The organism is Micromonospora sp. NPDC005206 (genome assembly GCF_040608175.1).
Taxonomy (GTDB): domain Bacteria; phylum Actinomycetota; class Actinomycetes; order Mycobacteriales; family Micromonosporaceae; genus Micromonospora.
Window position 1 is genome coordinate 157,571 of sequence record NZ_JBEXHU010000008.1, and the last position, 25,991, is coordinate 183,561.

19 protein-coding genes and 1 riboswitch are annotated in these 25,991 nt (G+C 72.5%); of the genes, 6 read left to right on the top strand and 13 right to left on the bottom strand.

All coding sequences use genetic code 11. The annotated features are described in order from the left end of the window. Positions 1-17 precede the first annotated feature (17 nt). From ABZU69_RS14145 to ABZU69_RS14160, 4 genes are all read right to left on the bottom strand, one after another. On the bottom strand, positions 18-641 hold the full coding sequence (locus ABZU69_RS14145) for an ATP/GTP-binding protein (protein ID WP_354964765.1): 624 nt from the start codon (positions 639-641) through the stop codon (positions 18-20). After that, entirely contained in the window at positions 622-987 is a 366-nt protein-coding gene (locus tag ABZU69_RS14150; protein WP_354964766.1) for a DUF742 domain-containing protein, read from the bottom strand. Before ABZU69_RS14150 ends, ABZU69_RS14145 begins: the two co-directional genes overlap by 20 nt. 90 nt (positions 988-1,077) lie before the next feature. Beyond that, positions 1,078-1,485, bottom strand: coding sequence for a roadblock/LC7 domain-containing protein (locus tag ABZU69_RS14155; protein ID WP_007465177.1), 408 nt, complete (start codon positions 1,483-1,485; stop codon positions 1,078-1,080). After that, complete coding sequence (locus ABZU69_RS14160) at positions 1,482-4,580, bottom strand: nitrate- and nitrite sensing domain-containing protein (protein WP_354964767.1); 3,099 nt, start codon at positions 4,578-4,580, stop codon at positions 1,482-1,484. Before ABZU69_RS14160 ends, ABZU69_RS14155 begins: the two co-directional genes overlap by 4 nt. Positions 4,581-5,024: 444 nt before the next feature. Here ABZU69_RS14160 and ABZU69_RS14165 point away from each other — a divergent pair, with 444 nt between their 5' ends. Beyond that, on the top strand, positions 5,025-6,206 hold the full coding sequence (locus tag ABZU69_RS14165; RefSeq protein WP_354964768.1) for an ABC transporter substrate-binding protein: 1,182 nt from the start codon (positions 5,025-5,027) through the stop codon (positions 6,204-6,206). A gap of 196 nt (positions 6,207-6,402) precedes the next feature. On the opposite strand, the gene ABZU69_RS14170 is transcribed toward ABZU69_RS14165, so the two are convergent. Both ABZU69_RS14170 and ABZU69_RS14175 read right to left on the bottom strand, forming a co-directional pair. Beyond that, positions 6,403-7,263 (bottom strand): ABC transporter permease, encoded by an 861-nt coding sequence (locus tag ABZU69_RS14170; RefSeq protein WP_354964769.1) that lies wholly within the window; start codon positions 7,261-7,263, stop codon positions 6,403-6,405. Between the two features lie 102 nt (positions 7,264-7,365). Beyond that, a complete protein-coding gene (locus ABZU69_RS14175; RefSeq protein ID WP_354964770.1) occupies positions 7,366-8,397 on the bottom strand; it encodes an ABC transporter substrate-binding protein in 1,032 nt (343 codons plus the stop codon). 271 nt (positions 8,398-8,668) lie between these two features. On the opposite strand from ABZU69_RS14175, the gene ABZU69_RS14180 reads away from it, so the two are divergent. The 4 genes from ABZU69_RS14180 (at position 8,669) to ABZU69_RS14195 (ending at position 13,666) form a co-directional block, all read left to right on the top strand. Continuing rightward, positions 8,669-9,454 carry an ABC transporter ATP-binding protein gene (locus ABZU69_RS14180; protein WP_354964771.1) on the top strand — a complete coding sequence of 262 codons (786 nt, stop codon included), beginning with the start codon at positions 8,669-8,671 and terminating at the stop codon, positions 9,452-9,454. Positions 9,455-9,456: 2 nt separating this feature from the next. Then, entirely contained in the window at positions 9,457-10,407 is a 951-nt protein-coding gene (locus ABZU69_RS14185) for an LLM class F420-dependent oxidoreductase (protein WP_354964772.1), read from the top strand. Then, positions 10,404-10,712 carry a cupin gene (locus ABZU69_RS14190; RefSeq protein WP_354964773.1) on the top strand — a complete coding sequence of 103 codons (309 nt, stop codon included), beginning with the start codon at positions 10,404-10,406 and terminating at the stop codon, positions 10,710-10,712. The genes ABZU69_RS14185 and ABZU69_RS14190 overlap by 4 nt, the downstream gene beginning before the upstream one ends. A 77-nt stretch (positions 10,713-10,789) precedes the next feature. Beyond that, positions 10,790-13,666: a hypothetical protein gene (locus ABZU69_RS14195; protein WP_354964774.1), complete on the top strand. Its 2,877-nt coding sequence runs from the start codon at positions 10,790-10,792 to the stop codon at positions 13,664-13,666. Positions 13,667-13,723: 57 nt separating this feature from the next. Here the strand turns inward: ABZU69_RS14195 and thiC are convergent, their stop codons facing one another. From thiC to thiE, 7 genes are all read right to left on the bottom strand, one after another. Then, complete coding sequence (gene thiC, locus ABZU69_RS14200; RefSeq protein WP_354964775.1) at positions 13,724-15,316, bottom strand: phosphomethylpyrimidine synthase ThiC; 1,593 nt, start codon at positions 15,314-15,316, stop codon at positions 13,724-13,726. A 17-nt stretch (positions 15,317-15,333) separates the two neighbouring features. After that, on the bottom strand, positions 15,334-16,119 hold the full coding sequence (thiD, locus tag ABZU69_RS14205) for a bifunctional hydroxymethylpyrimidine kinase/phosphomethylpyrimidine kinase (RefSeq protein WP_354964776.1): 786 nt from the start codon (positions 16,117-16,119) through the stop codon (positions 15,334-15,336). Then, a complete protein-coding gene (locus ABZU69_RS14210) occupies positions 16,116-16,886 on the bottom strand; it encodes a thiamine phosphate synthase (RefSeq protein ID WP_354964777.1) in 771 nt (256 codons plus the stop codon). Before ABZU69_RS14210 ends, thiD begins: the two co-directional genes overlap by 4 nt. Further along, positions 16,883-17,662, bottom strand: a complete 780-nt coding sequence (locus tag ABZU69_RS14215) for a thiazole synthase (protein ID WP_354964778.1) — start codon at positions 17,660-17,662, stop codon at positions 16,883-16,885. The genes ABZU69_RS14210 and ABZU69_RS14215 overlap by 4 nt, the downstream gene beginning before the upstream one ends. After that, the gene (thiS, locus tag ABZU69_RS14220) at positions 17,659-17,859 is read right to left on the bottom strand and encodes a sulfur carrier protein ThiS (protein ID WP_354964779.1); all 201 of its coding nucleotides are present in this window, start codon (positions 17,857-17,859) and stop codon (positions 17,659-17,661) included. The genes ABZU69_RS14215 and thiS overlap by 4 nt, the downstream gene beginning before the upstream one ends. Further along, a complete protein-coding gene (gene thiO, locus ABZU69_RS14225; protein WP_354964780.1) occupies positions 17,850-19,064 on the bottom strand; it encodes a glycine oxidase ThiO in 1,215 nt (404 codons plus the stop codon). Before thiO ends, thiS begins: the two co-directional genes overlap by 10 nt. Beyond that, a complete protein-coding gene (gene thiE, locus ABZU69_RS14230) occupies positions 19,058-19,684 on the bottom strand; it encodes a thiamine phosphate synthase (protein WP_354964781.1) in 627 nt (208 codons plus the stop codon). The genes thiO and thiE overlap by 7 nt, the downstream gene beginning before the upstream one ends. Next, positions 19,679-19,788, bottom strand: a riboswitch (TPP riboswitch). (Overlaps the previous gene by 6 nt.) A gap of 311 nt (positions 19,789-20,099) precedes the next feature. Here thiE and ABZU69_RS14235 point away from each other — a divergent pair. Continuing rightward, on the top strand, positions 20,100-25,940 hold the full coding sequence (locus ABZU69_RS14235; RefSeq protein WP_354964782.1) for a ThuA domain-containing protein: 5,841 nt from the start codon (positions 20,100-20,102) through the stop codon (positions 25,938-25,940). Positions 25,941-25,991: the final 51 nt, after the last annotated feature.

The following is a 25,991-nucleotide window of genomic DNA, read 5'->3' on the forward strand; positions in this document are numbered from 1 at the left end:
CGGCCGGCCGCCCCGGGTCAGCCGACCGGCGTGGCGAATCCCCGGCCGTGCTCGGCCTCGAGCCGGAGCATGGCGTGCTCGACCACCGTCACCAGCACCTGCTTGACCGACTCCCGGTGCCGGGCGTCGGTCATCACCAGTGGCACCTGCGGCGAGATGGCCAGCGCCTCGCGGACCTCCTCCAGCTCGTACTGGGGAGCGTCGTCGAACCGGTTCAGCGCCACCACGTACGGCAGGTTGCGGTTCTCGAAGTAGTCCAGGGGCGCGAAGGCGTCCGTGATCCGGCGGGTGTCCACCAACACGGCCGCACCCACCGCACCCCGGATGATCTCGTCCCACATGAACCAGAACCGGGTCTGGCCGGGGGTGCCGAAGAGGTACAGAATCAGGTCCTGCGCCATGGTGATACGGCCGAAGTCCATGGCGACCGTGGTGGTCTCCTTGCCCGGCACCTTGGACGGATCGTCGATGCCGACACCGGCCGCGGTCATCACCGCCTCCGTCGTCAGCGGTGTGATCTCGGAGATCGACCCGACCAGCGTCGTCTTACCGACGCCGAAGCCGCCCGCGACGACGATCTTCGCGGAGACGATTCCCCGGCTCGGCCGTCCCCCGGCGGGGTCATAGCCTGCGAAGTCCACTTAGCACCCTTCCAAGCAGTTCCATCCGCTCCTCGAACCCCTCGGCGGGAGCAGCAGTGTGTAACGTCAGCAGGCTCTCGGCCACCATGTCGGCGACCAGTACCCGGGCGACGCCCAGCGGCATCCGGGTGTACGCGGCGATCTCCGCCAGCGACTGTGCCCGGCCTTCACAGACCGAGGCGATGCGGTGCTTGTCATGCCCGGCGAAGCGGGACTCGGCGACCTGGGTGGGAGAAGCCGTGAGGACCGCCTCGAGGGCGATGTCCTGCCGGGGCTCGGTACGACCACGGGTGACCGCGTAGGGACGTACCAGAGCGCCGCGCGGGTCAGCGCGTCGTTGGTCCATCCCCGATCACCTCCTCGTCCCCCGTGGAGCCGGTCCACACCGCCTCCCCTCCCTGCTCCGGCGCACCGTCGGCACGCCGTCGTGTCGTCGCTACGAGCGCACCGCGTCGCGCGGCAGCGGCACCAGGGCGGCACCCACCCGCTCGACCAGCAGCGCCATCTCGTAGCCCACCTGGCCCACGTCGCAGCTGCGCGCGGCCAGCACGGCCATCGACGAGCCGTCGCTGATCGACATGAGGAAGAGGTAGCCGCTGTCCATCTCGATGACGGTCTGCAACACCCCACCCGCGCTGAACATGCGGGCCGCGCCCTCGGTCAGGCTCACCACGCCAGAGGTGATCGCGGCGAGCTGGTCCGCCCGGTCTCCCGGGAGGTCCCGGGAGGAGGCGAGCAGCAGCCCGTCGGCGGACACCGCCACCACGTGGGCGATACCCGCCACGCTGTCGGCGAAGTTGGTGAGCAGCCAACCCATGTCCTGCATGGCAGCTGGCCTGTTCATCGGCTCTCCTTGGTCGAGGTGCTGTTCAGGTCCGTCCCGGCCGTCCGCCCGCGCTGCACGCCACGGTGGTAGGCCGACAACAGACCGCGTACTTCATCGGGGGTCCGCCGGCTGCGGTCCCGGCCGCTCTTCGGTTCGATGCCGCCGGGCACGAGCTGCGCCTGCGGCACCCGCTTGGGAAGCCCTGAGCGGGTGGTGCCGGCGGCGGCCGGCTCGGCGGCCCGGCTGGCCCGGGACCAGCCCTCGTCGGCCGCCGTCCGCCAGGCGCTCGGGTCCACCGCCGGAGCGGCGGGCGCGCTCGGGGCGGCGGGCGCCGCGGGCGCGGTCCGGGCGGCCGGCGGCGGGTTGTACGACGGCGGGGGCGGCGGTGTCGCGGCGCCGAACCCGCCGGTGCTCGCGGCACCCGGCGTCGCGGTGCCGTCGGTGGCGGAGCCGCCCGGGGTACGGGTCGGCAGTGGCGGTCGGGCCGGCGTCGCGGCCGGCGCGGCAGTGGCGGTCGGGTGACCGCCGCCCGAGCGGGTGCCGGCGTCGGTGGAGGGTGGCGGCGAGTCGAACTGCGGCCGAGTGAAGATCGCGGTGGCGTCGTCGCCGTGCGACCGGAACCAGACCGCCTCCATCTCCCGGAAGATCGGCGCCTCGGCGGGGAAGTCGGGCCGGTTGGTGACCGGCGCGGCCGGCACCGGCGGCGCGGCTGGCGGCGCGACCGCACCGGGGCCGGCGACCGGCCCGACCGGCAGCACCGGAGCATTCCGCGTGTCGGTGGCGTCCGCCCCCGAGCCGCGCCGGGGCAGCGGGTCGACGGTCGGGCTGCCCACCGAGGCACCCCCGCCCTTGAACGGGGTTCGGGCCGGCGGGACCGGGGTGGCCGGGGCCGACGCGGGCGGCAACGTCGTGTGCGCCCCGGTGAAGCCGCCGGCCTGCACGGCCGGGGCGGTGTTCCGGGCCTCCAGCGGGGACGGCCAGGTCGCCGGCGCCGGCGTGCTGGTCCGCCATTGTTCGGGCAGCGTCGCCGCCGAGGTGGTGGCACCGGCGAACGGCTCGGCGTGACCGACCGGGGTGAGCGGCGTCTGCTCGACCGCCATCGGCTGGCGTGGCCGGGTCAGCACCTGCTCGCGGCCGCGGTTGACGGGCAGCACCACGGTTGCGGCGGGCAACGTCACCTGAGCAACAGTGCCGCCCTCCATGTTGCGGCGCAACTCGACGCGGATGCCGTAGCGGGAGGCGAGCCGGCTCACCACGGCCAGACCCATCAGCCGGAACGCGGCGACGTCGACGCTCGGCGGCGCGGCCAGCCGCCGGTTGAGCGAGTCGAGCTGCTCATCGCTGAGGCCGAGCCCCCGGTCCTCGATCTGGATCAGCACGTAGTCGCGGATCCGGCGACCGTCGGCGACCACCGTGGTGTTCGGCGGCGAGAACCGGGTGGCGTTGTCGAGCAGTTCGGCGACGAGCCGTACGACGTCGTTGACCGCGTGCGCGGCCACCGAGATGTCGGTGTCCACGGTGCCGAACTCGATGCGGTTGTAGAGCTCGACCTCGGACTGGGCGGCGCGCAGGACGTCCACCACCAGGGCGTCCTCACGGCGCGGCACAGCGGAGTCGGCGCCGGCCAGGACCAGCAGGTTCTCGTCGTTGCGGCGCATCCGGGTGGCCAGGTGGTCCAGCTCGAAGAGCTGCGCCAACCGCTTCGGATCCTCCTCGCCACGCTCGATCGCGTCCAGCTCGCCGATCATCCGGTCGACCAGGGTCTGACTGCGGCGGGCCAGGTTGAGGAACATCGCCGAGACGCTGGTACGCAGAGCGGCCTGCTCGGCGGCGACCCGCACCGCCTCCCGGTGTACGACGTTGAAGGCCAGCGCCACCTGACCGACCTCGTCGCGGTTGTTGAGCTGGATCGGGTCCCGGACCTGACGGACGATCTCGTCCACCCCGCCGTCGCCCACGCTGCCCATGTTCTGCAGCCGCTGCACCGCGTCGGGCAGGTCGTGGTTGGCCACCGAGAGCGCGCCCTCGCGCAGCCGGCGCAGCGAGTGGTTCAGCGAGCGGGCCAGCACCACGGCCAGCGACACGGCGATGATCAGGGTCAGCAGCACCAGCACCGACTCGACCACGGCCTGCCGGATGACGCTCGAGCGCGCCTGGTCGGCCTGCTCGAGCAGCCGGTTCTGCAGTTGGATCTCGGCCCAGCGCATCAGGTCGTGGACCGCGCCGATGGCGGAGGTGGCGTCCTGGGCGGCGACCAGCGGGCGCTGCCCCACCGAGCGGGTGATGTCGGTGGCCACCCGGTCGGCCAGGCCGACGGCGTCACCGGAGACGGTGCTGTCGACCAGAGCGCGCTGCACCGGGTCGGCGGCGAGCGAGAAGGCGACCAGGGCCTCCTGCTGGCTGGTCAGGGTGGCGACGAAGGAGGAGAACTGTTCCTCGTCGAGCTGGCCGGCGCTCAGCGCGGTGAAGGCGACCGCCTCCTCCTCGGCGACGGACGCCTTGGCCCGGGCGAACGCGGCGACCGCCCGCCGGCTGTCCGACAGGCGCTCCTCGCCGGGCAGTTGGGCCAGCCCGTCACCGTAGGCGACCAGGTCGGTGAGGATGACGCCGTAACGCAGCACCGCCTCGGCGACGGCCATCTGCCGACGGTCGAGCACCTCCTGGCGGGTTCCGTCCAGCGTGGCCAGATGCTCGTCGATCGCGGTCAGCCGGCTCCGCAGAGCCGCCGGCACCTCGCCGATCCGGGCCCGCTCGGCGCGGTACTCGTCCACCCGCTGCTGCGTCTGGCGGACCCGCAGGTTGTACGCGTCGGCGGGCTGCTGCGGCGCGGCCAGGTAGGCCGCCGCGGCCATCCGCTCGACCTGGAGGTCCTGGGTCAGCGCGCTGACGTCGATGGAAAGCGCGGTGAGCGACCGCGCCCGGGTGGCGTCGAAGGCGCCCTCACCCACCGAGATCAGCCGGACCGTGGCCAGCGCGATCACCGCCGCCACCGGGACGACCAGGATCAGCGCCAGCTTGGACCGGATCCGGGCGTCGCGCAGCCTCGGCAACCGTCGGCGCGTGGGCCGAGCGGTGTCGCCGAGCGCGGGCAGGGTCGTCGGTCCGGTGCTCACGACATCGCCTCCGTCGTTTCTTCCCCGCCTGACCCGCCGAACCGTGCCACGAGCGGAGGGGACCACGCGCGGCACGGCCGCGATTTCATCAGAGAAGGTCCTGTTTGGGAAGCCGCAGTGGGGCAGGAAACGGTCGGACGGCGCGCAACCCATGATCCGGTCAACTGATACCTTCATTTCCGCAAGCCCCTGAACAGGGCATGTAACTCCAGAGTGGTCACGCGTGCATGCAAAGTGAGCTTTTGCAAACATTGCGTTACCCCAGCATGTGGGATGGCCGTCCCGAAAATGCGACCCGCGTCCGCGCTTGACCACAGCGCCGGCCATTGGCAAGGTTTTGCAGGCTTCGCGCACACCGTACGGCAGAGGAGATCCCGTCCTCCACTGAGGACGGATTAGCGGCGGTGACCGGGCAGCGCCCGCGCCCGCACCTGGAGGACTGAGTTGAGCCCCATCCGCTCCGCGACCATCGCGGCGCTCGCATCGGCCGTAGTGGCCACCACGCTCACCGGCTGTCAGTTCGGCGGGGCGGAGCAGGACACGAGTCCGATCGTGATCGCCGCAGACCTCGAACTCTCCGGCGTAGCCGCTCCGGTCGGCCGGGCATACCAACGGGCCCTGGAACTCAAGGTCGAACAGTTGAACTCGTCCGGCGCGCTGAACGGCCGGAAGATCGAGCTGAAGTGGAAGGACAACCGTTCCGACGCCGCCGAGTCGTTACGCAACATCGCCGACTTCAGCGGTGATTCCCGGGTCAGCGCCATCATCATGGGTGGCTGCAACGAATGCGCGGTCGGCGCGGTCGGGACCATCAACGAGAAGCAGATTCCCACCATTGCGCTCGCCTCTTCCGGCGCGATCGCCAGCCCGGTCGCGGAACGGCGATACGTGTTCAAGCTGGGCCCGAACGCCGTGGACAGCGCCGCGGCACTGACCACCGAACTGCGTCGCAAGAACGTCCGCAAGGTTGGCCTGCTCTACAGCAACGACGACTACGGTCGGGAGGGCGCAGCCGCGCTCCGCAGGGAGCTGGCCAAGACCACGATCAAACCGCTCGGCGAGGAGTCGGTGAAGACCACCGACACCGACGTCTCGCAGCAGGTCGAGCGGCTGGCCAAGCTCAAGCCCGACGCGCTGGTCGTCTGGACCCCGCCGGAGCAGGCGACACTGGCCGCCACCAGCATCCAGCAGACCACCTTCCGCGGGTCGCTCTTCTTCGATCCGGGGGCGGCCGGCGACCTCTTCCTCGGCGCGGCGGCCCGGGCCACCGAACGGGCCACGCTCATCTTCACCCAGACCATGGTGATCGACGACGTGATCGCCACGACGCCGGCGAAGGCGGCCCGGCGGCAGTGGTTCCAGGACTACACCGCGCGCTTCGGCGGGTACAACGGATCCTCGTCCTTCGCGGCCGACGCGGTCCAGCTCATCGCCGACGCCGAGCTGCGTGCCGGCGGCCCGGCGGGGCGGGTGGACCGGAACGGCATCCGGGACGTGCTGGAAACGTCCCAGATGGACGGCCTCTCCGGCCCGATCCGGATGACGCCGGACAACCACTCCGGGCTGATGCCGCAGGCGCTCACCACGCTGGTCGCGCGCAACGGGCGGTGGCGGCTGGCGGGCTGAGGCCGGTCGAGGGCCACACCCCCTCCGGCGCGATCCCGCGTCGGTGGACGGTGTGGCCCCCGCCGTACCCGGCTCCGGGCGGTCAGGCTTGATCCCTCCGCCGGGCACGGCGGGGCCACACCTCAGGCCGTTCACCGGTCACGGTGAGCGGGATAGCCGGGACTGAACCGGCTCGCCCTGGTGATGATCTCAATGGTCAGCGGCTGCTGGTGGTTTCTCGGACCCAGGGCAGGGCGAGCCGTTCGAGCAGCACCAGCACCGAGTAGAGCAGGATGCTCACCAGCGCCACCAGCATGATCGCCGCCCAGGCGGTGGCGGTGTCGCCGATGCCGGCGTACTGGACGATGACGTAGCCCAGGCCGCTCTCGCCGGCCTGGAACTCACCGATCACCGCGCCGATCGCGGCCAGCGGCATGGCCACCTTGAGCCCGACGAAGATCTGCGGCAACGCGGCCGGGAAGCGCACCTTGCGGAACGCCTGCCAGCGGGAGGCGTTCCAGGAGCGGACCAGCTCCGCCAGGTCGGCCGGGGTCGTGGTCAGGCCGGTCGCGGTGGAGAGCACGATCGGGAAGAAGCAGAGCAGGAACACCATGGTCAGGATGGGCTTCTGACCCCAACCGAGCGCGACCACCAGCAGCGGACCCAGCGTGATCTTGGGCACCGCGTTGATGGCGACCAGCAGCGGGGTGAACATCCGCTCCACCGTGCGGGAGCTGGCCAGGGAGAGTCCGAGCAGGACACCGGCGGCCGCCGACAGGGCGAAGCCGAACACGATCTCCAACAGGGTGTCCCAGGTGTGCTCCAGCATCCGGGCGGGCTTGTCGACGAATGCGGTGAGCACGTCGCCCGGCGGTGGCAGGGCGGCCGGGTGGACCAGCTCCAGCCGGGCGATCAACCACCAGGCCGCCAGGGCGATCAGGATGCCCGCGACGGGCAACAGCCCCGCCCCGACCCCGGTACGCAGGCCCGCGCCCCGCCCCGCTCGCCCCGCCTCGGTGCCGGCGCCCGGGGGCGCGGGCACTTCCGCCACCGGCTCCGCTGACCGGACGTCGGTCATCTTGTCCTCCTCGATATGCCGCGGCCCCACCGGGGCCGACGAGCGACGGGGGCACGCCCCACCGGAGCCGGTGGGACGTACCCCCTGGTGACGACCGGACGATCAGGCCTTCGGCGCGAGGCTGAAGTCGATGACCTGCTCGGGGGTGATGTTCTGCTTCAGCGCGCCGGCGCCCTGCAGGATCGCGATGCTCTTGGCGACCCGGCCGCTGTCCAGCGTGCCGATGGCGGTACCGGAGTTGCCGGAGCGCACGTACGCGGCCATCAGCTCCAGCTCGGCGGCGGCGGACGCCGTGTTGGTGGCGTCCACGTTCTTCTTCAGGATCTCGGCGGCCTCCTTGGAGTTCGCCAGGCTGTACTCCAGGCCCTTGAGCAGCGCCGTGGTGAACCGCTTCACCATCTCGGGCTTCTCCTTGGCGATCTTCGAGGAGGTGATCAGCACGTTGCCGTAGAGGTCCTGCATCACGTTGCTGTACGGCAGCATGACGGCCTTCTTCTTGGCCACCGCCTCGATGGTCGGCTGGCCGACGACGAACTGGCCGATGCCGTCCACCGACCCGGAGGCCAGGGTGCCGATCAGCTGCTGCGCCTCACCGTTGACCCAGGTCACCTTGTTGACGTCCACGCCGGCCAGCCGGGCGTACGTCGGGAAGAGGTTGCGGACCACGGACCCGGGGGTGTCGGCGAGCTTCTTGCCCTCCAGGTCCTTCGGGGAGGCGATGTTCTTGCCCTCGAGCGTGGCGATGCCGGCCATGGTGCGCTGCTGGATCGCGGCCACAACAGTGAAGTCCCTCGCCTGGCCGTTGCCGACCTGGAGCAGACCACCGGTGAGGTCGATCGGACCGAAGTCGGCCTGGCCACCTACGACGGTCTGGATCACACCACCGGTGCCCTGACCTGCCTTGATCTCGACGTCGAAGCCGGCTTCCTTGAAGAAGCCCTTCTCCTTCGCCACCCAGGCGTAGGAGTCACGGCCGAACTGGCCGAAGGAGGTGAGGTAGGTCACCTTCTCCAGCGTCTTGCTGTCGCCGCCCTTGGCGTCGTCGGCCGAATCCGACCCGCTGCTGCAGGCGGAGACAAGGGCGAGGGCGGTGGCCAGCGCGGCCGTAGCGACCGTACGGGTCAGCCTTCTCATCAGTGCACCATGTCCTTTCCGACCGGGGCCGGCAGGCCACCGGAGGGGGTTGTCGCGGCGGAACCGGCAGGAGGGGTGGAAGCCGGGCACCGCCATTGTGAGGGGACTCTTCGCGGGCACAGCGTACGAGAAACCCACCTTTGCGACGCCAGGCGTATCGGGTTGCGGAACGGAAACAACCTGACGACCACCCCGGACGGTGCGATTAGGTGATGAGCCGGCTAGCCTTTGCCAGATTCCTGACCGTCCACTCAGCGGAGGTCCGCCCGAGATGATCCGACTGTCCGGGGTGTCCCGTACCTTCGAGGGCCGATCCGGCCGGGTGGAGGCGCTGCGGGGCATCGACCTCGACGTCGCCGAGGGCGAGTTCGTCGCCGTGCTCGGCCGCTCCGGCTGCGGCAAGTCCACCCTGCTGCGGCTGGTGGCCGGGCTGCTCCCGCTGAGCGCCGGCGAGATCACCGTGGCCGGGACACCGATCACCCGGCCCCGCCGGGACATCGCCATGCTGTTCCAGAAGCCGGCGCTGCTGCCCTGGCGCACCGTCCTGGACAACGTTCTCCTGCCCGTGGAGATCTTCGGCTGGAGCCGCGCCAAGCACCGCGAGCGGGCCCGGCAGCTGCTCGACGTGGCCGGGCTCGCCGGCTTCGAGAAGCGACTGCCACACGAGCTCTCCGGTGGCATGCAGCAGCGCGTGTCGCTGTGCCGGTCGCTGATCGGCGAGCCCCGGGTGATGCTGATGGACGAGCCGTTCTCCGCGCTGGACGCGCTCACCCGCGAGGAACTCTCCGGCGAACTCCAGCGGGTGCACATGGAGAACAAGCCGACCATCGTCTTCGTCACCCACTCGATCGACGAGGCGGTGCTGCTCGCCGACCGGGTGGTCGTGCTGAGCCCCCGCCCCGGCCGTATCCGCAAGGTCGTCGAGGTGACCATCCCCCGACCCCGCACCCTGGGCCGCAATGCCCACCTCGCTGACGTCGCCAGCGTCAGCGCCGACCTGCACGAGCTGTTGATGGAACGCGACCAGCCGGCCGCGGCCGGTGCGGAAGGACGATAGACATGCGGATGTCCGTCTTCACGGAGCCGCACCGGGGCGCCAGCTACGACGACCAGCTCCGGTTCGCGCGGATGGTCGAGGCGGGCGGCTTCGAGGGCTTCCTCCGCGCCGACCACTACCAGTCGATGGGCGCCGACCCGGGCCTGCCCGGCCCGACGGACGCCTGGCTGACCCTCGCCGCGCTCGCCCGGGAGACCGAGCGGATCCGGCTCGGCACCCTCGTCACGTCGGCCACCTTCCGGCTCCCCGGCCCGCTGGCGGTGATGGTCGCGCAGGTCGACCAGATGAGCGGTGGCCGCGTCGAGCTGGGCATCGGCGCCGGCTGGTACGAGCGCGAGCACATCTCGTACGGCATCCCCTTCCCGGCGGTCGGCGAACGCTTCGACCGGCTGGCCGAGCAGCTCGAGGTGATCACCGGGCTGTGGCGGACGCCGCCGGGCGCGACGTACAGCTACACCGGCGACCACTACCGGCTGGTGGACGCACCTGCCCTGCCCAAGCCGGTGCAGGTGCCCGGGCCGCCGATCATCGTGGGCGGGCGCGGCCCCAAGCGCACCCCCGAGCTGGCCGCCCGGTACGCCGACGAGTTCAACATGCCGTTCAAGTCCGTGGCGGAGACCGCGAAGGCGTACGACCGGGTGCGCGAGGCGTGCGACCGCAGCGGCCGGACGGAGTCCGGGCGGGCGCCGCTGGTGCTCTCCGCCGGGATCGTGGTGGCCGTCGGGCGGACCGACGCCGAGGCGAAGCGACGGGCCGCGCCACTGCACGAGAAGAGCGCGCTACCTCCGGAGGACCCGGTGGTCGGCTCGCCCGCGCAACTCGTGCAGCGGATCGGCGAGTTCGCCGCGGTTGGGGCCACCCGGGTACACCTACGCCTGATCGATTTCGCTGACCTGGACCACCTCGAGCTGATCGCCGCCGAGGTGCTCCCGCAACTGGACGGAGAACGATGACCGACGTGTTCGACGGGACCAAGCTCGGGCCGGTGGGCCAGGAGATCGTGTACGAAAACGACCGGGTCCGGGTCTGGCACATCCGGCTCGAACCGGGCGAGCGGCAGCCGCTGCACCGGCACGACCACCCGTACCTGGTGGTGGCGATCGAGGGCGCGAAGAACGTCGTGCAGACGGTCGACGGCACCCTGATCGACGCCGACGAACCCACCGGCGGAGTGGTCTACCGGGACCCCGGCGCCGTACACATGCTCACCAATGTCGGAGATACGACGTACCTGGCCCGGCTGGTCGAACTCAAGTAGACCCGCCGGGAGCGGGCCGGCGCGCCGCGCGGCGCGCCGGTGGCGATCGGGTGTACCAGGTGCGTAACGTGCCGGACATGGCCTTTCGGACCTGGGGCAGACTGCTGCTCACGGCGCTCGGGGTGAGCGTGCTGGCCGGAGCCGGCCAGCTCGGCGTCGCGTACGGATTCGGCATCGTCCGACTCACCGGCGCCTTCACCGGCACGACCGTCAATCAGTGGCCGGCCCAGCTCGTCTGGGTGGGCTGGTTCGCCGCGAACGCCGCCGTTGCCGGTGCCGTCCTCACCGGACGCCTGGCCCGCCGGGACGCCGCGCCGGTCAGCACCGGCCGGCAGTTGGCCATCGGCGCCGCGGCCGCGCTCGGCGCCACCGTCGTCGCTCCGCTCTGCATGCAGCCCGCCCGGGCAGCCGAACTGATCTCCGTCGACCCGGTCTGGGCGGTCGGCATCTGCGCCGTGCTCGGCGCGGTGATCGGGGCCGGCGCGGCGATCGCCGTCCTGCTCCGGCCCGAGCTGGGCTGGAACATGGCGGCGGTGGCCGGTGCGGTCTGGGTGCTGGCGCTGGTCTCCGTCCTGCCGTCGCTCGGCACGGTCGGCCCGCTGCCCACGGTCCGGCTCGGCGTCCTCGAGCCGAGCTGGTTGGACGACGGCGCGGCGCAACGGCTGGCGCTGGTCCTGCTGCCGCTCACGGCGCTGCTGGCCGGCGTGGCGACCGCCGGCCTGGCCCGCTGGCGTGGCCAGGTCCCCCTGGTCAGCGGGGCCACCGGGGTGGCCGGCCCGGCGCTGGTGGCGTTCGCCTACCTGACCGCCGGTCCCGGCGACGCGGTGGATCGTTACCAGACCACCCCCTACTACGGCGCGCTGATCGCGATCCTCGCCGGCGCGCTCGGCGCGGCCGCCGCCGCCCTGCTGCGCTGGCCGGCGCGTACCCGCACCGCCGATCGACGGGCGATCGAGCCGACCGACATCCTGCGCCCGTTGCCCGCCGGCCCGGCCCTACCCGGCGCCGACGCGGCAGACGCGGCAGACGACCGGGGCGCCGCCGAGTCCACCGGCACGGACCTGGCCAGCGCCGGCGCCGGACGTGACCCGCGCGCCGCCGACAGCACCGGACGTGACCCGGGCGCCGCCGACAGCACCGGTGCCGTCCGCACCGTCCCGGCCCACTGGGACTGGCCGGCGACCTCGGGAATCGGCCAACACGGGTCGGTGCCGGCTCACCCGACCGGCACTCCCCTGCCCCGACCGGCCGGCGGTCCCCGCCACCACAGCGACAACCTCGGTGACCCCGCGACGACGGCCACTACGCACGAGCCGGCCGCGACCAAGGCAAGCAGGGGCGAGCCGGCCACGACCACGTCAAGCAGGGGCGGGCCGAGCACCGACGACCCGGCCCAGGACGGTCCGGTCGGCGTCGACCCCACCGCTCCGAACCCCACCGCTCCGAAGGGCGGTCCGGGCGACGACGGCTCGACCAGCACCGCGGCGACGGCCACCACCGGCACGGCCCAGCCGACCGGCGAAGACGCGACGAGCCACCACTCAACCATCGACGGCACCACCGCCGCGACCAGCGCGAGCCCGGAGACGACCACAGCGAGCGCGAGCACGACCACAGCGAGCGCGGGCACGACCAGCACGGGCGCGGCGAGCAAGAGCACCGGCACGACCAGCGCGGGGACGACCAACGAGAGCGCCGGCACTGCCGGTGACGGCACGGCCGACGCACCGGCGCCCAAGCCGCGCCGGACCCGCAAGCCGAAGGCCGCACCGGCCGCCACGACCGCAGACTTGGCCGACGGTACGACGCCGTCCGACCCGGAGGTCGCCGCCGACCCGGGCAGGTCCACGACCGCAGGCCGCGCCAGAAGAACCACCCGGCCAGCCAAGGCCACCGACGGCACCGGCACGGCCACCGACGGGTCCCGCCCCGGCGAGGACGCCCCGGGCACCGAGCCCGGTCCGGTAGCCGGGACGCCCGCGGCGACCCCGGCCGCCACCACCGGCCCTGCGAGCCCCGCCACCATCGGCCCGACGGCGGCCGACCCGGGCGGTGATTCCGCAGCCGCGGTCGCGCCCCGGACCACCGACACCGACACCGAACGGTCCGCGACCGCGAGTGGTCCCGCCGGACCTCTGATCCGGCCGGCGGCAGCCACCCCGGAGGCGGATCGGTGGACCCCGGCCGCGCCAGCCTGGCCGGTCACCCCGGCGTGGACGGCACCTCCACAGGCCGGCGCCCCGGAACCTTCCGCATCGGACACCCCGATCAGCCCGGAGGAGCCGACCGAGCGGACGCTGCGCCCCCGGCACCGGGCACCCCTGCCGGACCTGAGCAGGGCCAGCACCTGGGACGCGTTCACCACCGCACGCCGCGAGGGGGCGGCAGACCCGCTGGAAAGTTCGGCGGGCGCCACCTGGCCGGCGTCGACCGACTCGCCCTCGGCCGGCGACCCGGCACCTCCCGCCGGAGCGTCGAGCCCGAACGGCACCGCCACACCGAACGGCACAGCCACACCGGCTGTCCCGCGCAGCGCGTCGGACCGGGCGGCCACCCGATGGCGACGGGCGGCCGGCACGCCGGACCTGGCCGCCGAGCCTGTTCCGACCGTTGCGGCGGGACAGGCCTCCCCGACCGCGGCCGCTCCGCTGGTGCCGGAACAGACCGGCGTCTATACCGACGGTCCGGCGAGCGCCGACGCCGCACCGGGCGCCGGCAACGACGCGGAGCAGCCCTCCCGCCGGGGACGGCTCGGCGGCCTGTTCCGCCGCAACCGGTCCCGCGCCGACGAGGAGAGCCCGGCCGCACCGGAGGCGACCGAGCCGCTGCCGGCACAGGACGAGGAGTTCGTCGACTGGGTCAGCGGCCTGAGCGAGCCGGTGGCGGACAACGAGCCGGAGCAGGAGAACGGCCGCTGCTCGCTGCGCTCCACCGGACGACACCACCGCGACTGACCCCGCAGCCCCGCGCGGGCTCGCCTGTGCACGGGCGGCCGGCGCGGGGTAGGCGGATCAGGCCAGCGGCAGGTAGACCTTTCCACCGCCGGAGACGAACTCCGCCGACTTGTCCTTCATGCCGCGGGCCGCGTACTCCTTGAGCTCCTGCGTGATCTTCATGGAGCAGAACTTCGGGCCGCACATCGAGCAGAAGTGCGCCGTCTTCGCCGGCTCGGCGGGCAGCGTGGCGTCGTGGTACGAGCGCGCCGTCTCCGGGTCCAACGACAGGTTGAACTGGTCCTCCCAGCGGAACTCGAACCGCGCCTTGGACAGCGCGTCGTCCCACGCCTGCGCGCCGGGATGGCCCTTGGCAAGGTCCGCGGCGTGCGCCGCGATCTTGTACGCGATCACGCCCGCCTTGACGTCATCGCGGTCCGGTAGGCCCAGGTGCTCCTTCGGGGTGACGTAGCAGAGCATCGCGGTGCCGAACATGCCGATCATCGCGGCGCCGATCGCCGAGGTGATGTGGTCGTACGCCGGCGCGATGTCGGTGGTCAGCGGGCCGAGCGTGTAGAACGGCGCCTCGTGGCACCACTCCTGCTGGAGGTCCACGTTCTCCTTGATCTTGTGCATGGGCACGTGCCCGGGCCCTTCGATCATCACCTGCACGTCGTGCTCCCAGGCGACCTTGGTCAACTCGCCGAGGGTGCGCAGCTCGGCGAACTGCGCCTCGTCGTTGGCGTCGGCGATGGAGCCGGGCCGCAGCCCGTCGCCGAGGGAGAAGGTCACGTCGTAGCGGGCCAGCAGCTCGCACAGCTCGGCGAAGTTGGTGTAGAGGAAGTTCTCCTCGTGGTGCGCCAGGCACCAGGCCGCCATGATCGAGCCGCCCCGGGAGACGATCCCGGTCACCCGGTTCACCGCGAGCGGCACGTACGGCAGCAGCACCCCGGCGTGCACCGTCATGTAGTCCACGCCCTGCTCGGCCTGCTCGACCACGGTGTCCCGGAACACCTCCCAGCTCAGCTTCACCGGGTCGCCGCCGACCTTCTCCAAGGCCTGGTAGATCGGCACCGTCCCGATCGGCACCGGCGAGTTCCGCACGATCGCCTCGCGGGTCTCGTGGATCCGCTTGCCGGTGGACAGGTCCATCACCGTGTCCGCACCCCAGCGGGTGGCCCAGGTCAGCTTCTCCACCTCTTCGGCGACGGACGAGCTGACCGCCGAGGTGCCGATGTTGGCGTTCACCTTGACCAGGAACGCCTTGCCGATGATCGCCGGCTCGCACTCCGGGTGGTTGACGTTGAGCGGCAGCACCGCCCGGCCGGCGGCGATCTCGGCGCGGACGAGCTCCGGGTCGACGTTCTCTCGGATCGCCACGAACTCCATCTCGGGCGTCACCACGCCGGCCCGCGCGTAGGCGAGCTGGGTCGGTCGGCGCCCGTCCGCCCCGGCCAATGGCGTACCCGCGCCCCGCGCCGGGGCGACGTCACCCCGTTCGGCGATCCACGGCCCGCGCAGCGGCGGCAGCCCCACCTCCGGGTCCGAGCCGGGACCGGACGTGTCGTAGAGCCGCACCGGCGGATGGTCACCGGTCAGCGCCACCTCCGCGAACGGCACCCGGACATCGGGCCGTGACCCCTCGACGTACACCTTGCCTCGTGCCTGCATGACAGCCTCCCTGGTGATCAAGCGGACCAGCCGAAGTGATCCAGCGGCCCACGGCCCGCACCCAGCTCCCAACCCCGCGCTCCAGTCAGTGCGCGGAGCACGTACTCCTTGGCGACCCCCACCGCCGCCGGCACCGGATCGCCCAGCGCGAGCCGCACGGCGATCGCCGCCGAGAACGAGCACCCGGTGCCGTGGGTGTGCCGGGTGTCCACCCGGGGTGCGCGCAGCAGGGTGGTGTGGCCGCCGCCGTGCAGCACGTCGACCGCCTCGCCCGCGTCCAGGTCACCGCCGGTGACCACCACGTACTTCGGGCCGCCGGCCGCGAGGGCCTCGGCGGCCGCGACCATCCCGGCCACGTCGTCCACCGGGCGTCCGGTGATGGCGGCGGCCTCCGCGCAGTTCGGCGTCGCCACCCTGGCGTACGGCAGGAGCCGTTCGACCGCGCTCACCACGCCGAGCCGGTGGCCGCTGGTGGCCACCAGCACCGGGTCGACGACGAGCTGGGGCAGCCGGCCGTCCCGGGCGGCCTCGGCCACGGCGTCGGCGACGGCGGGATTGCCGAGCATCCCGGTCTTGACCGCGCAGACCGTGAAGTCGGCGAGCACGCTGTCCAGCTGCTCGGTGACCGTGCGCGGGGGCAGCGGCAGGACGGCGTCGACGCCCCGGGTGTTCTGCGCGGTGACCGCCGTGAGGACGCTGGTGCCGTACGCGCCGAGCGCCGCGAAGACCTTGAGATCGGCCTGGATGCCGGCGCCGCCTCCGGAGTCGGAGCCGGCGATGGTGAGGATTGTGGTCGGTGTCACGGCTCCTCCTTGGTTGCGGTTTGGGGCTGCGGCCGACCGTGCCCACTCCGGGCGGTCAGGCTTGATCCCTGCGTGGGCACGGTCGGCCGCAGCCCCGTCGTGGGGACCTGGGCGCCTCCGCGCCGGGTTTGCGTCATCGGGGTGACCGCCTTCGTGAAGGCCCTGGTCAGGGTGGTGGCTGCTTCGGTTGGGTCTTCGGCTCGCATGACTGCGCCTAGTACCGCGACTCCTGCTGCTCCCCCCTCGATACAGGCGATCACCTGATCTGGGGTTTCCACGCCGCCCAGCGCCAGCACCGGTGTTGGGCTGGCCTGGATCAGCTTTCGCAGGCCCTCGGGGTGCAGGGGTGGGCCGTAGCCGGGTTTGGTTTGTGTGGGGTAGACCGGGGAGACGGTGGCGTAGTTCTCGGTGGTGATCCGGTGCAGCTCGGACTGGTTGTGGCAGGAGCGGCCGACCAGCCGGTGGGTCGGGGGCGGGTACGGGCCGGCGGCGGGCAGGTGGACGGCGTCGCCGCCGAGCGGGTCGGGGCCAGCCACGATCAGGGTTCCGCCGGCATCGGCGAGGATCGCGCGCAGGTCGGCGGCGAGGGCGGCGCGCTCGGCGCGGGGGAGGTCCTTCTCCCGCAGCACCACCCAGCGCACTCCCCCGGCAACGGCCCCCGCCACCACCTGATCGAGCGCCCCCCGCGCCACCCGCCGATCCGTCAGCACGACAACGCCCGACGGCAGGGTTGCCGGGCACCCGGGCGGGACGCGCTCGGGGGTCACAGGTCGGGTCTTCCCTCGTCGGGGGTGGACGGGAGGGCGTGGAAGCGGCGGGCGATCCGGCCGGCGCCAGCGGCCAGCCGACCCGCCTCGACCGCGTACCGCATCGCGGTCGCCATCGCGACCGGGTCCGCGGCCCGGGTGACCGCGCTGGCCAGCAGCACCGCGTCGCAGCCCAGCTCCATCGCCAGCGCCGCGTCGGACGCCGTGCCGATGCCGGCGTCCAGGATCACCGGCACGTCCACGCCCTGCCGGATCAGCCGGATGTGGTGCGGGTTTCCGATGCCGAGCCCCGAGCCGATCGGCGCGCCGGCCGGCATCACCGCGGCGCAGCCCACGTCGGCCAGCCGGCGGGCGAGCACCGGGTCGTCGCTGGTGTACGGCAGCACGGTGAATCCGTCGGCGACCAGCTCCTCGGCGGCGCGGAGCAGCTCGACCCCGTCGGGCAGCAGGGTCCGCTCGTCAGCGATCACCTCCAGCTTGATCCAGTCGGTGTCGAACGCGTCCCTGGCCAGCCGGGCCACCTTCACGGCCTCGGTCGCGGTGTGGCAGCCGGCGGTGTTCGGCAGCAGCCGTACCCCGCACCGGTCCAGCAGCTCCAGCAGCCCACCGGCGCTGCCCGGCGCGGTGTCCACCCGGCGCAGCGCCAGAGTGACCAGCTCGGTGCCGGACGCCCGGATCGCCTGCTCCAGCACGTGCAGGTTCGCGGCGCCGCCGGTGCCGAGGATCAGCCGCGAGGTGAACGTCGCCCCACCCAGCTCGAACGGCACGCCGGTCACCCGCCCTGCGCGGCGGCGAGCACCTCGACGCGATCACCGTCGCGCAGCGCCGTGGTCGGCCAGCCGGTTCGGGGCACCACCTCGCCGTTGACCGCGACCGCCACCCCGCGCTGCTGCGGCGCGATGTCGCTGACCAGATCGGCCACCGACGCTCCACCGGGGACGCTGCGCCCGGTCCCGTTCACCGTCAACTCCACCGGTCCTCCTCTGTCGTCCGATCAGGTGCGCCGACATCGGCCGCACCAGGCCCGGCCAGCCGACCGGCCGCGCTGGTGGGATCCGGGCCGGCGGCGGCGAACCGGCCCGGGTGAAAGGGCGTGAGCAGCGGATCGGGCACGCCGGTGGTGACCAGGTCGGCGATCAGGTCGGCGGTGACCGGGGTGAGCACGATGCCGTGCCGGTGGTGCCCGGTGGCGGCCAGCACGTCCGGCCGGTCGGACAGCGGCCCGAGGATCGGCGCGTTGTCCGGGGTGCCCGGACGCAGCCCGGCGACCGTCTCGACCAGGTCGTACTCGGCCAGCTCGGGGAGCAGGTCGACGCCGGCACGGAGTAGGCGCAGCACCGCGCCGGCGGTGACCGTGGTGTCCGACCGCTCCTCGACCGTCGCGCCGAGCACCACCTCGCCGTCTGCGCGGGGCACCAGATAGACCTGCTCGCCGTCGGCGTACCCCCGGATCACGTGCCGGAAGCCCGGCGCGGCGCCGCCGGGCGCGCGTAGCCGGAGGATCTGGCCCTTCACCGGCCGCACGGGCAGGCCGGTGAGGGCGGCGGCGCCGCAGCCGGCGGCGACCACGGTGACCCGGGCGTCCACCTCGGCGAGGGAACGGACCGCCCGCGGGGCGAGCACCGCGCCGGCCCGCTGCGCGGCCGTGCGCAGCGCCGGCACCAGCAACCGTGGGTCGACCTGGTGGTCGGTGGGCGCGAGTGCCCCGCCGCGCACCCGCGGCGCGAGCGCCGGCTCGCGGTCGCGCAGCTCGGTGGGGCGCAGCGGGGTGACCGGCAGGCCCAACCCCTGCTGGTACGCCCAGAGCCGGCGCGCCTCGGCCAGGTCGTCCGCGGTCAGCCCGACCAGCAGGGTGCCCTCGGTCCGGTAGCCCAGCTCGACGCCGCTCGCCTCGGTCAGCTCGTCCGCGAACGCCGGCCACCGGGCGGCGGACGCCAGCAGCAGCCCGGTCAGCTGCCGCTCACCGAAGTACGCCTCGGCCACCGGAGAGAGCATCCCGGCGGCCACCGCCGAGGCCCCCGACCCGGGGGACGGATCGTGCACCACCACCCGAAGTCCGCGGGCGGCGCACCGCCAGGCGATCGCCAACCCGATCGGCCCCGCCCCCACCACCGCCACGTCCGCAAGGAAGGGCCCCTTGTTAACGGATTCTGTAGAGGAAGGGCCCCCTGTTAACACGTCAGCGCCCCGAGCAGCTCGGCGGTGGCCCGGGCCGGGTCGGCGGCAGCGGATACCGCGCCCACCACCGCCACCCCGTACGCCCCGGCGGCTCGCAGCGCCGGCACCCGGGCGGCGGTCACCCCACCGATCGCGATCACCGGAACGTCGACCGCGTCGTTGACCGCCCGTACCCCCGCCGGGCCGATCGGGTCCGGCAGCCCGGCCTTGGTGCTGGTGGCGTGGCACGGCCCGACGCCCAGGTAGCTGGCTCCCGCGGCGACGGCCTCGATCGCCGTCTCCGGTGCCCGGGCGGTGGCCCCGAGCACGCCGGTGGGGCCGAGCACCCGGCGGGCGGCGGCGACCGGTAGGTCGTCGGCACCGACGTGTCCACCGGCGGCGCACACCGCCAACGCCACGTGCAACCGGTCGTTGACCAGGCAGGTCGCCCTGTACGGCGCGCAGAGCGCGAGCACCCGCCGGGCCAGGTCGTACGCCTCGCGGTCGGTGGCGGAGTCCTCGACCCGGACCTGCACCACCAGGTCGGCTCGGGCCGTGGTGAGGGCGGCCCGGACCACGGTGAGTGGATCCCGCCCGGGTCGGGTGTCGGTGATCAGATGCAGTCGCCCGAGGGACGGCACGGCAACGCTCCTCCCTGCGCCGGCATTACCCGGATCAGGTTCGACGGTCGGGGGCTGTCAGCCCCCCTCTCAGCCCGGTACACCGGACTCCCGTGGGTTACTTGCGTGTCACCGTACGACAGTTCCGGCCGTCTGCCAAGGCGGGGTCGGCCGGCGGCCGGCGGGCGAAAACCACACCGCTCGGCGAGATCCGTTGGGCGCTTCATGCGGTCCTGTTCGGAATGTCGCCCACCGTTGCAGAACCGTTACCCGCCGGCATCTTGCCGGACATTGATCCAACCGAATTAATTTGTTCAGCGATTCGACAAAATGCTGGCGTGGTTGCCCTGGCACGGCATTCGCACCGGCTCCATCTGGGACGGTCTTCGGCGAGCCGGCCCCCGCGATCCCTGTCCACCGCGACATAGGAGGCGGCGTGTCCCATTCTCGTCGTGCCCGAGTACCCATCACCGCGACCCTGATCTCCCTGGCCCTGGCCTCGACAACTCTGTTCGGGCTGCCCGCCCAGGCGGCTCCGGCCGCCGCCCAGGTCCCCCCGCGAAACACGCCGGCCGCGGCCCCGGTCAGCCAGGTGCCGCCGAAGGCGCCAAAGGCTGCGGCCGATCCCTTCTCCGTCCTGGTGTTCTCCAAGACGGCCGGCTTCCGCCACGACTCCATTCCCACCGGGCTCGCCGCGATCCAACAACTGGGCGAGGCCAACGGATTCACCGTGGACAGTTCCGAGGACGGTGGCGCGTTCACCGACGCCAATCTGGCGAAATACCGGGCGGTGATCTGGCTCTCCACCACCGGCGACGTGCTGGACGCCGAGCAGCAGCCCGCGTTCGAGCGGTACGTGCGTGCCGGCGGCGGTTACGTCGGCATCCACGCCGCCTCGGACACCGAGTACAGCTGGGCCTGGTACGGCGACCTCGTCGGCGCGTACTTCGCCAACCACCCCGCGAACCAGCAGGCCACGGTCAAGGTGGAGGACCACGCCCACCCGTCCACCGCCGAGCTTCCGGACCGCTGGTCCCGCTTCGACGAGTGGTACAACTACCAGACCAACCCCCGGCCGGACGTGCACGTGCTGGCCAGCCTGGACGAGAAGAGCTACACCCCGGGCGCCGGTGCGATGGGCGCCGACCACCCGATCGCCTGGTGCCAGGACTTCGACGGCGGCCGTTCCTGGTACACCGGGGGCGGGCACACCCGGGAGTCGTACGCCGAGCCGGAGTTCCTCTCCCACCTGCTCGGCGGGATCCGGACCGCCGCCGGGGTGGCGGACGCCGACTGCGGCGCCTCGAAGACCGCGAGCTTCGAGAAGGTCACCCTGGACAGCAACACCAGCAACCCGATGGAGTTGGACATCGCCCCGGACGGGCGGGTCTTCTACGTCGAGCGGGACGGCCGGGTGCAGGTCGTCAAGCCGGACACCGGCAGCACGTTCACCGCCCTCGACCTGGACGTCTTCACCGGCAACGAGGACGGACTGATCGGCATCCGGCTCGACCCGGACTTCGCCACCAACAGGTGGGTGTACCTCTACCACGCCCCGAACGACGGCATCGCGCGCAACCTGCTGTCCCGGTTCACCGTGACCGGCGACACCATCGACCCGGCCAGCGAGAAGCAGGTGCTGCGGGTCGACACCCAGCGCAACACCTGCTGCCACGCCGGCGGCAGCATGGCGTTCGACAGTGTCGGCAACCTGTACCTGGCCACCGGCGACAACACCAACCCGTTCGAGTCGAGCGCGTACTCGCCGCTCGACGAGCGGCCGGGCCGCCAGGACTACGACGCGCAGCGCACCTCCGGCAACACCAACGACCTGCGCGGCAAGGTGATCCGGATCCACCCGGAGGACGACGGGACGTACACCGTCCCGGCGGGTAACCTCTTCGCGCCGGGCACCGAGAAGACCCGTCCCGAGATCTACGCGATGGGCTTCCGCAACCCGTTCCGGATCGGCACCGACCCGAAGACCAACACGCTCTACGTCGCGGACTACGGGCCGGACGCCAACGCGGACAGCCCCACCCGGGGCCCGCGCGGCCTGGTCGAGTGGAACATCGTCACCCCCGGCAATTACGGCTGGCCGTACTGCACCGGGACGAACGAGGCGTACAACGACTACACGTTCCCGTCCGGCCCGAGCGGGGCGAAGTTCGACTGCGCAGCCCCGGTGAACAACTCGCCCAACAACACCGGCCTGACCAACCTCCCGCCGGTCGTCCCAGCGACCGTCGACTACGGGTACGCCGGTGACGCGCGATACCCGGAGATCGGCGGCGGCGGCGCCCCGATGGGCGGCCCGGTCTACCGGTACGACGCCGACCTCGACTCCGACCGGAAGTGGCCGGCGTACTACGACGGCAAGGCGCTGCTCGGCGAGTGGAACCAGTCGAAGATGTACACCATGCAGGTGACCGCCGACGGCAGGTCGTTGGTGGACATCAACCAGTTGCTCACCGGGATGGGCATGCTCCGGCCGATGGACTTCGAGTTCGGCCCGGACGGCGCGCTCTACCTGATCGAGTGGGGCAGCGGCTTCGGCGGCAACAACGACAACTCCGGCGTCTACCGGATCGACTACATCGCCGGTGAACGCGCGCCGATCGCGGTGGCGGCGGCCACCCCGACGTCGGGGCCCGCGCCGTTGACGGTGGAATTCTCCAGCGCTGGGTCGCGCGACCCGGACGGCGGCGCGCTCACCTACGCCTGGGCCTTCGGCGACGGGCAGACCTCCACCGAGGCCAACCCGACGCACACCTACGCCACGGCGGGCAGCTTCACCGCCCAGCTCACCGTCACCAACCCGAAGGGCCGTACCGCGGTGGCCAACGTGCCGGTCACCGTGGGCAACACCGCGCCGACGGTGACCATCGAGTTCCCGCCGGACGGCGGCTTCTTCGACTGGGGTGACCAGGTCCACTACACGATCAAGGTGACCGACCCGGAGGACGGGCAGATCGACTGCGACCGGGTGCGACTCCAGGTGCTGCTCGGCCACGACGAGCACGCCCACCCGCTGGAGCAGCACACCGGCTGCAGCGGCACCGTCCAGACGTCGCTCGCCTCCGGGCACGGCGCCGAGGCGAACGTCTTCGCGGTCTTCGAGGCCACCTACACCGACCAGGGCGGCGCTGGCGGGGCCGGCCCGCTCACCGGCCGCGCGATCGAGCAGTTGCAGCCCAAGCGCAAGCAGGCCGAGTACTTCACCGCCACCGGGCGGGCGCCGGGGAGCACCGGCGGCGGCGACGCCGGCGTGCAGCGGGAGACCGGCGGCGACAGCGCCGGCGGCGGCCAGAACATCGGGTTCATCGAGGACGGCGACTGGTGGTCGCTCGCCCCGGCGAACCTGACCAACGTCACCGACATCCGGTTCCGGGCCGCCTCGGCAGTCTCCGGAGGCCGGGTCGAGGTCCGCGCCGGCGCCGTCGACGGACCGGTGGTCGCCTCGGCCACCGTGCCGGGCACCGGCGGGTGGCAGACGTACACGGACGTGACCGCGCCGGTGACCGGCGCCGCGAGCGGCACGCTGTACTTCGTCGCCCGGGACCCGAACGGCGGCGCGGGGTCGCTGTTCAACGTCAACTGGATGGACTTCCTCGGCCGCGGCGTCACCGAGAACGCGCCACCGGTGGTCAGCGCCACCGCCACCCCGGCCACCGGCACCGCGCCGGTCACCGTCGCCTTCGACGGCACGGCCACCGACGCCGAGGGCGACACCCCGCTGACGTACGCCTGGGACTTCGGTGACGGCGGCACCGCGTCCACGTTGGACGCCAGCCACACCTACACCAGCCCGGGCACCTTCACCGCCACCCTGACGGTGACGGACAGCAAGGGCGCGAAGTCGTACGCCACCGTGCCGGTGCGGGTCGACGCGCCGAACACGTCCTGCTTCGGGGCGCGCTCGGACGACTTCGACGGCACCAGCCTCGACAAGAACCGGTGGACCAGCGTGGTCCGGGAGAACCAGCTCTACTCGGTTGCCGGCGGCGCGCTGCGGCTGCCCACGGCGGTGGGCGACCTCTACGGTGCCCGCAACGACGCCACCAACCTGGTGCTCCAGGCGGCTCCGACCGGGGCCTGGCAGGCGACCACCCGGGTCACCCTGCCGGTGACGGCCAACTACCAGCAGGCCGGCCTGCTGGTGTACGGCGACGACGACAACTACGCCAAGCTGGACCTGCTCTACAACGGCAGCCGGCGGGTGGAGTTCATCCGGGAGACGGCCGGCACGCCGCGCAACGAGGCCGCCGACAGCACCGCCGCACCGGCGGGTGACACCGTGCACCTGCGGATCATCAGCGACGGGACGAACCTGACCGCGGCCGTCTCGGCCGACGGGCAGACCTTCACCCCGGTCGGACGATCGGCCGCGCTGGACGGCATCACCAACCCGCGGATCGGCCTCTTCGCGGTCAACGGCGGCACCGAGGCGCCGGTGGTGGACGCCAGCTTCGACTGGTTCCAGGTCACGCCGGACGCCCCGGCCGGACCGGTCGTGCCGTCGGACGAGTTCACCGGCGACACGCTGGACAAGTGCCGGTGGAACGCGATCCTGCGCGAGGACCCGAACGGTTACCGGGTCACCGGTGGCGCGCTGCGGGTCGACGTGCCCAACGGTGACATCTACGGCACCGACAACACCGGGCCGAAGAACTTCATCCTCCAGACCGCGCCGTCGGGCGACTGGACCCTGGAGACGAAGGTCGACGGCAGCCTGCTGAACGAGCAGTACCAGCAGGCCGGTCTGATCGTGCACGCGGACGACGACAACTACCTCAAGTTCGACTACATCGCGGACAACCAGGTCGGCCAACCGGTGACGCGGCGGATCGAGTTCCGCAGCGAGATCGGCGGGGCGGTCCAGAACCCGCAACCGGAGGCGGCCAACCTGACCGGCGCGGTGTGGCATCTGCGGCTCGCCCGCAGCGGCGACACCTTCACCGCGTCGTACTCGGCCGACGGGACGACCTGGACCGCGTTGACCACGCTCACCAACAGCGCGGTCGGGGCCACCCCGAAGGTCGGGTTGTTCACGCTCGGCGCCAACCAGACCGCCTCGAAGACCGCCGCGTTCGACTACTTCCGGTTGAGCACCGGGGTGGCCGACGAGACGGCGCCGGTCACCACTGCGGCGGTTTCCGGCACCCCGACCGACGGGTGGTACACCGGGCCGGTGACGGTCACCCTCACCGCGGCCGACGAGGCCGGCGGCAGCGGGTTGGCCGGCACGGCGTACCAGCTGGGCGGGGCCACCACCTGGACGGACTACACCGCTCCGGTGGCGGTCAGCGGTGACGGCGAGCACGAGCTGCGGTTCCGCTCGACCGACGAGGCGGGCAACGTGGAGTCGACGAAGACCGTCACGGTCCGGATCGACGCCACCGCGCCGGTCACCTCGGCGACGTTCGCTCCGGCGAACGACGCCGGCTGGCACGACGGGACCATCCCGGTCGTGCTGACCTCTACCGACGCCGGTTCCGGGGTGAAGACGGTGGAGTGGTCGCTGGACGGCGGCGCGTGGACGCCGTACACGACGCCGGTCGAGGTGACCGGCGACGGGCAGCACGAGCTGCTGTTCCGCGCCACCGACAAGGCGGGCAACGCCGAGACGCTCAAGTCGGCGGTGCTGCGGATCGACGGCACCAGACCGACGCTGCTGGTCTCCGGGATCGCCGACGGCCAGCTCTACGGGGACAGCCAGGACGTCCGGGTGTCCTGGCAGGCCGTCGACCCCACCTCGGGCATCGCGTCCGTGGTGGGCCGGTTGAACGGCCAGGCGTACGCCAGCGGCACCCTGCAGGCCATGTACGAGCTGCCGCTCGGCCTGCACGAGCTGACCGTGACCGCGACCGACAAGGCGGGCAACACGACGACCTCGACGGTCCGGTTCTTCGTCACCACCTCGTTCCGGGACATGCAGAACCTGCTGGACCGGTTCAAGGCGACGGGGCGGCTCTCGGCCAAGGCGCACAAGCAGTTGACGGCGAAGCTCGACGCGGCCCGCAAGGCCGAGGCTGCCGGCAACGACAACAAGGCGATCAAGCAGCTGACCGACTTCCGGACGCTCGCCGCCAACGCCACGCTGGTGGGCGAGGCGGAGATCCGGGACGTCCTGATCCGGGACGCCGACGCCATGATCGTCCGGCTCGGCGGCACGGCCAGCAAGGCCGGAGTCAAGGCGAACGACGGCGAGCCGGTCAAGGGCGCCGGACGGCTCGGTGGCGACGCCACCCGGCTCGCCCCCGGTCGCCAGCTCTGATCTGACCGACTGATCGACTCGGTATCCCAGAAGTCGGGGTGTCCCGGACCA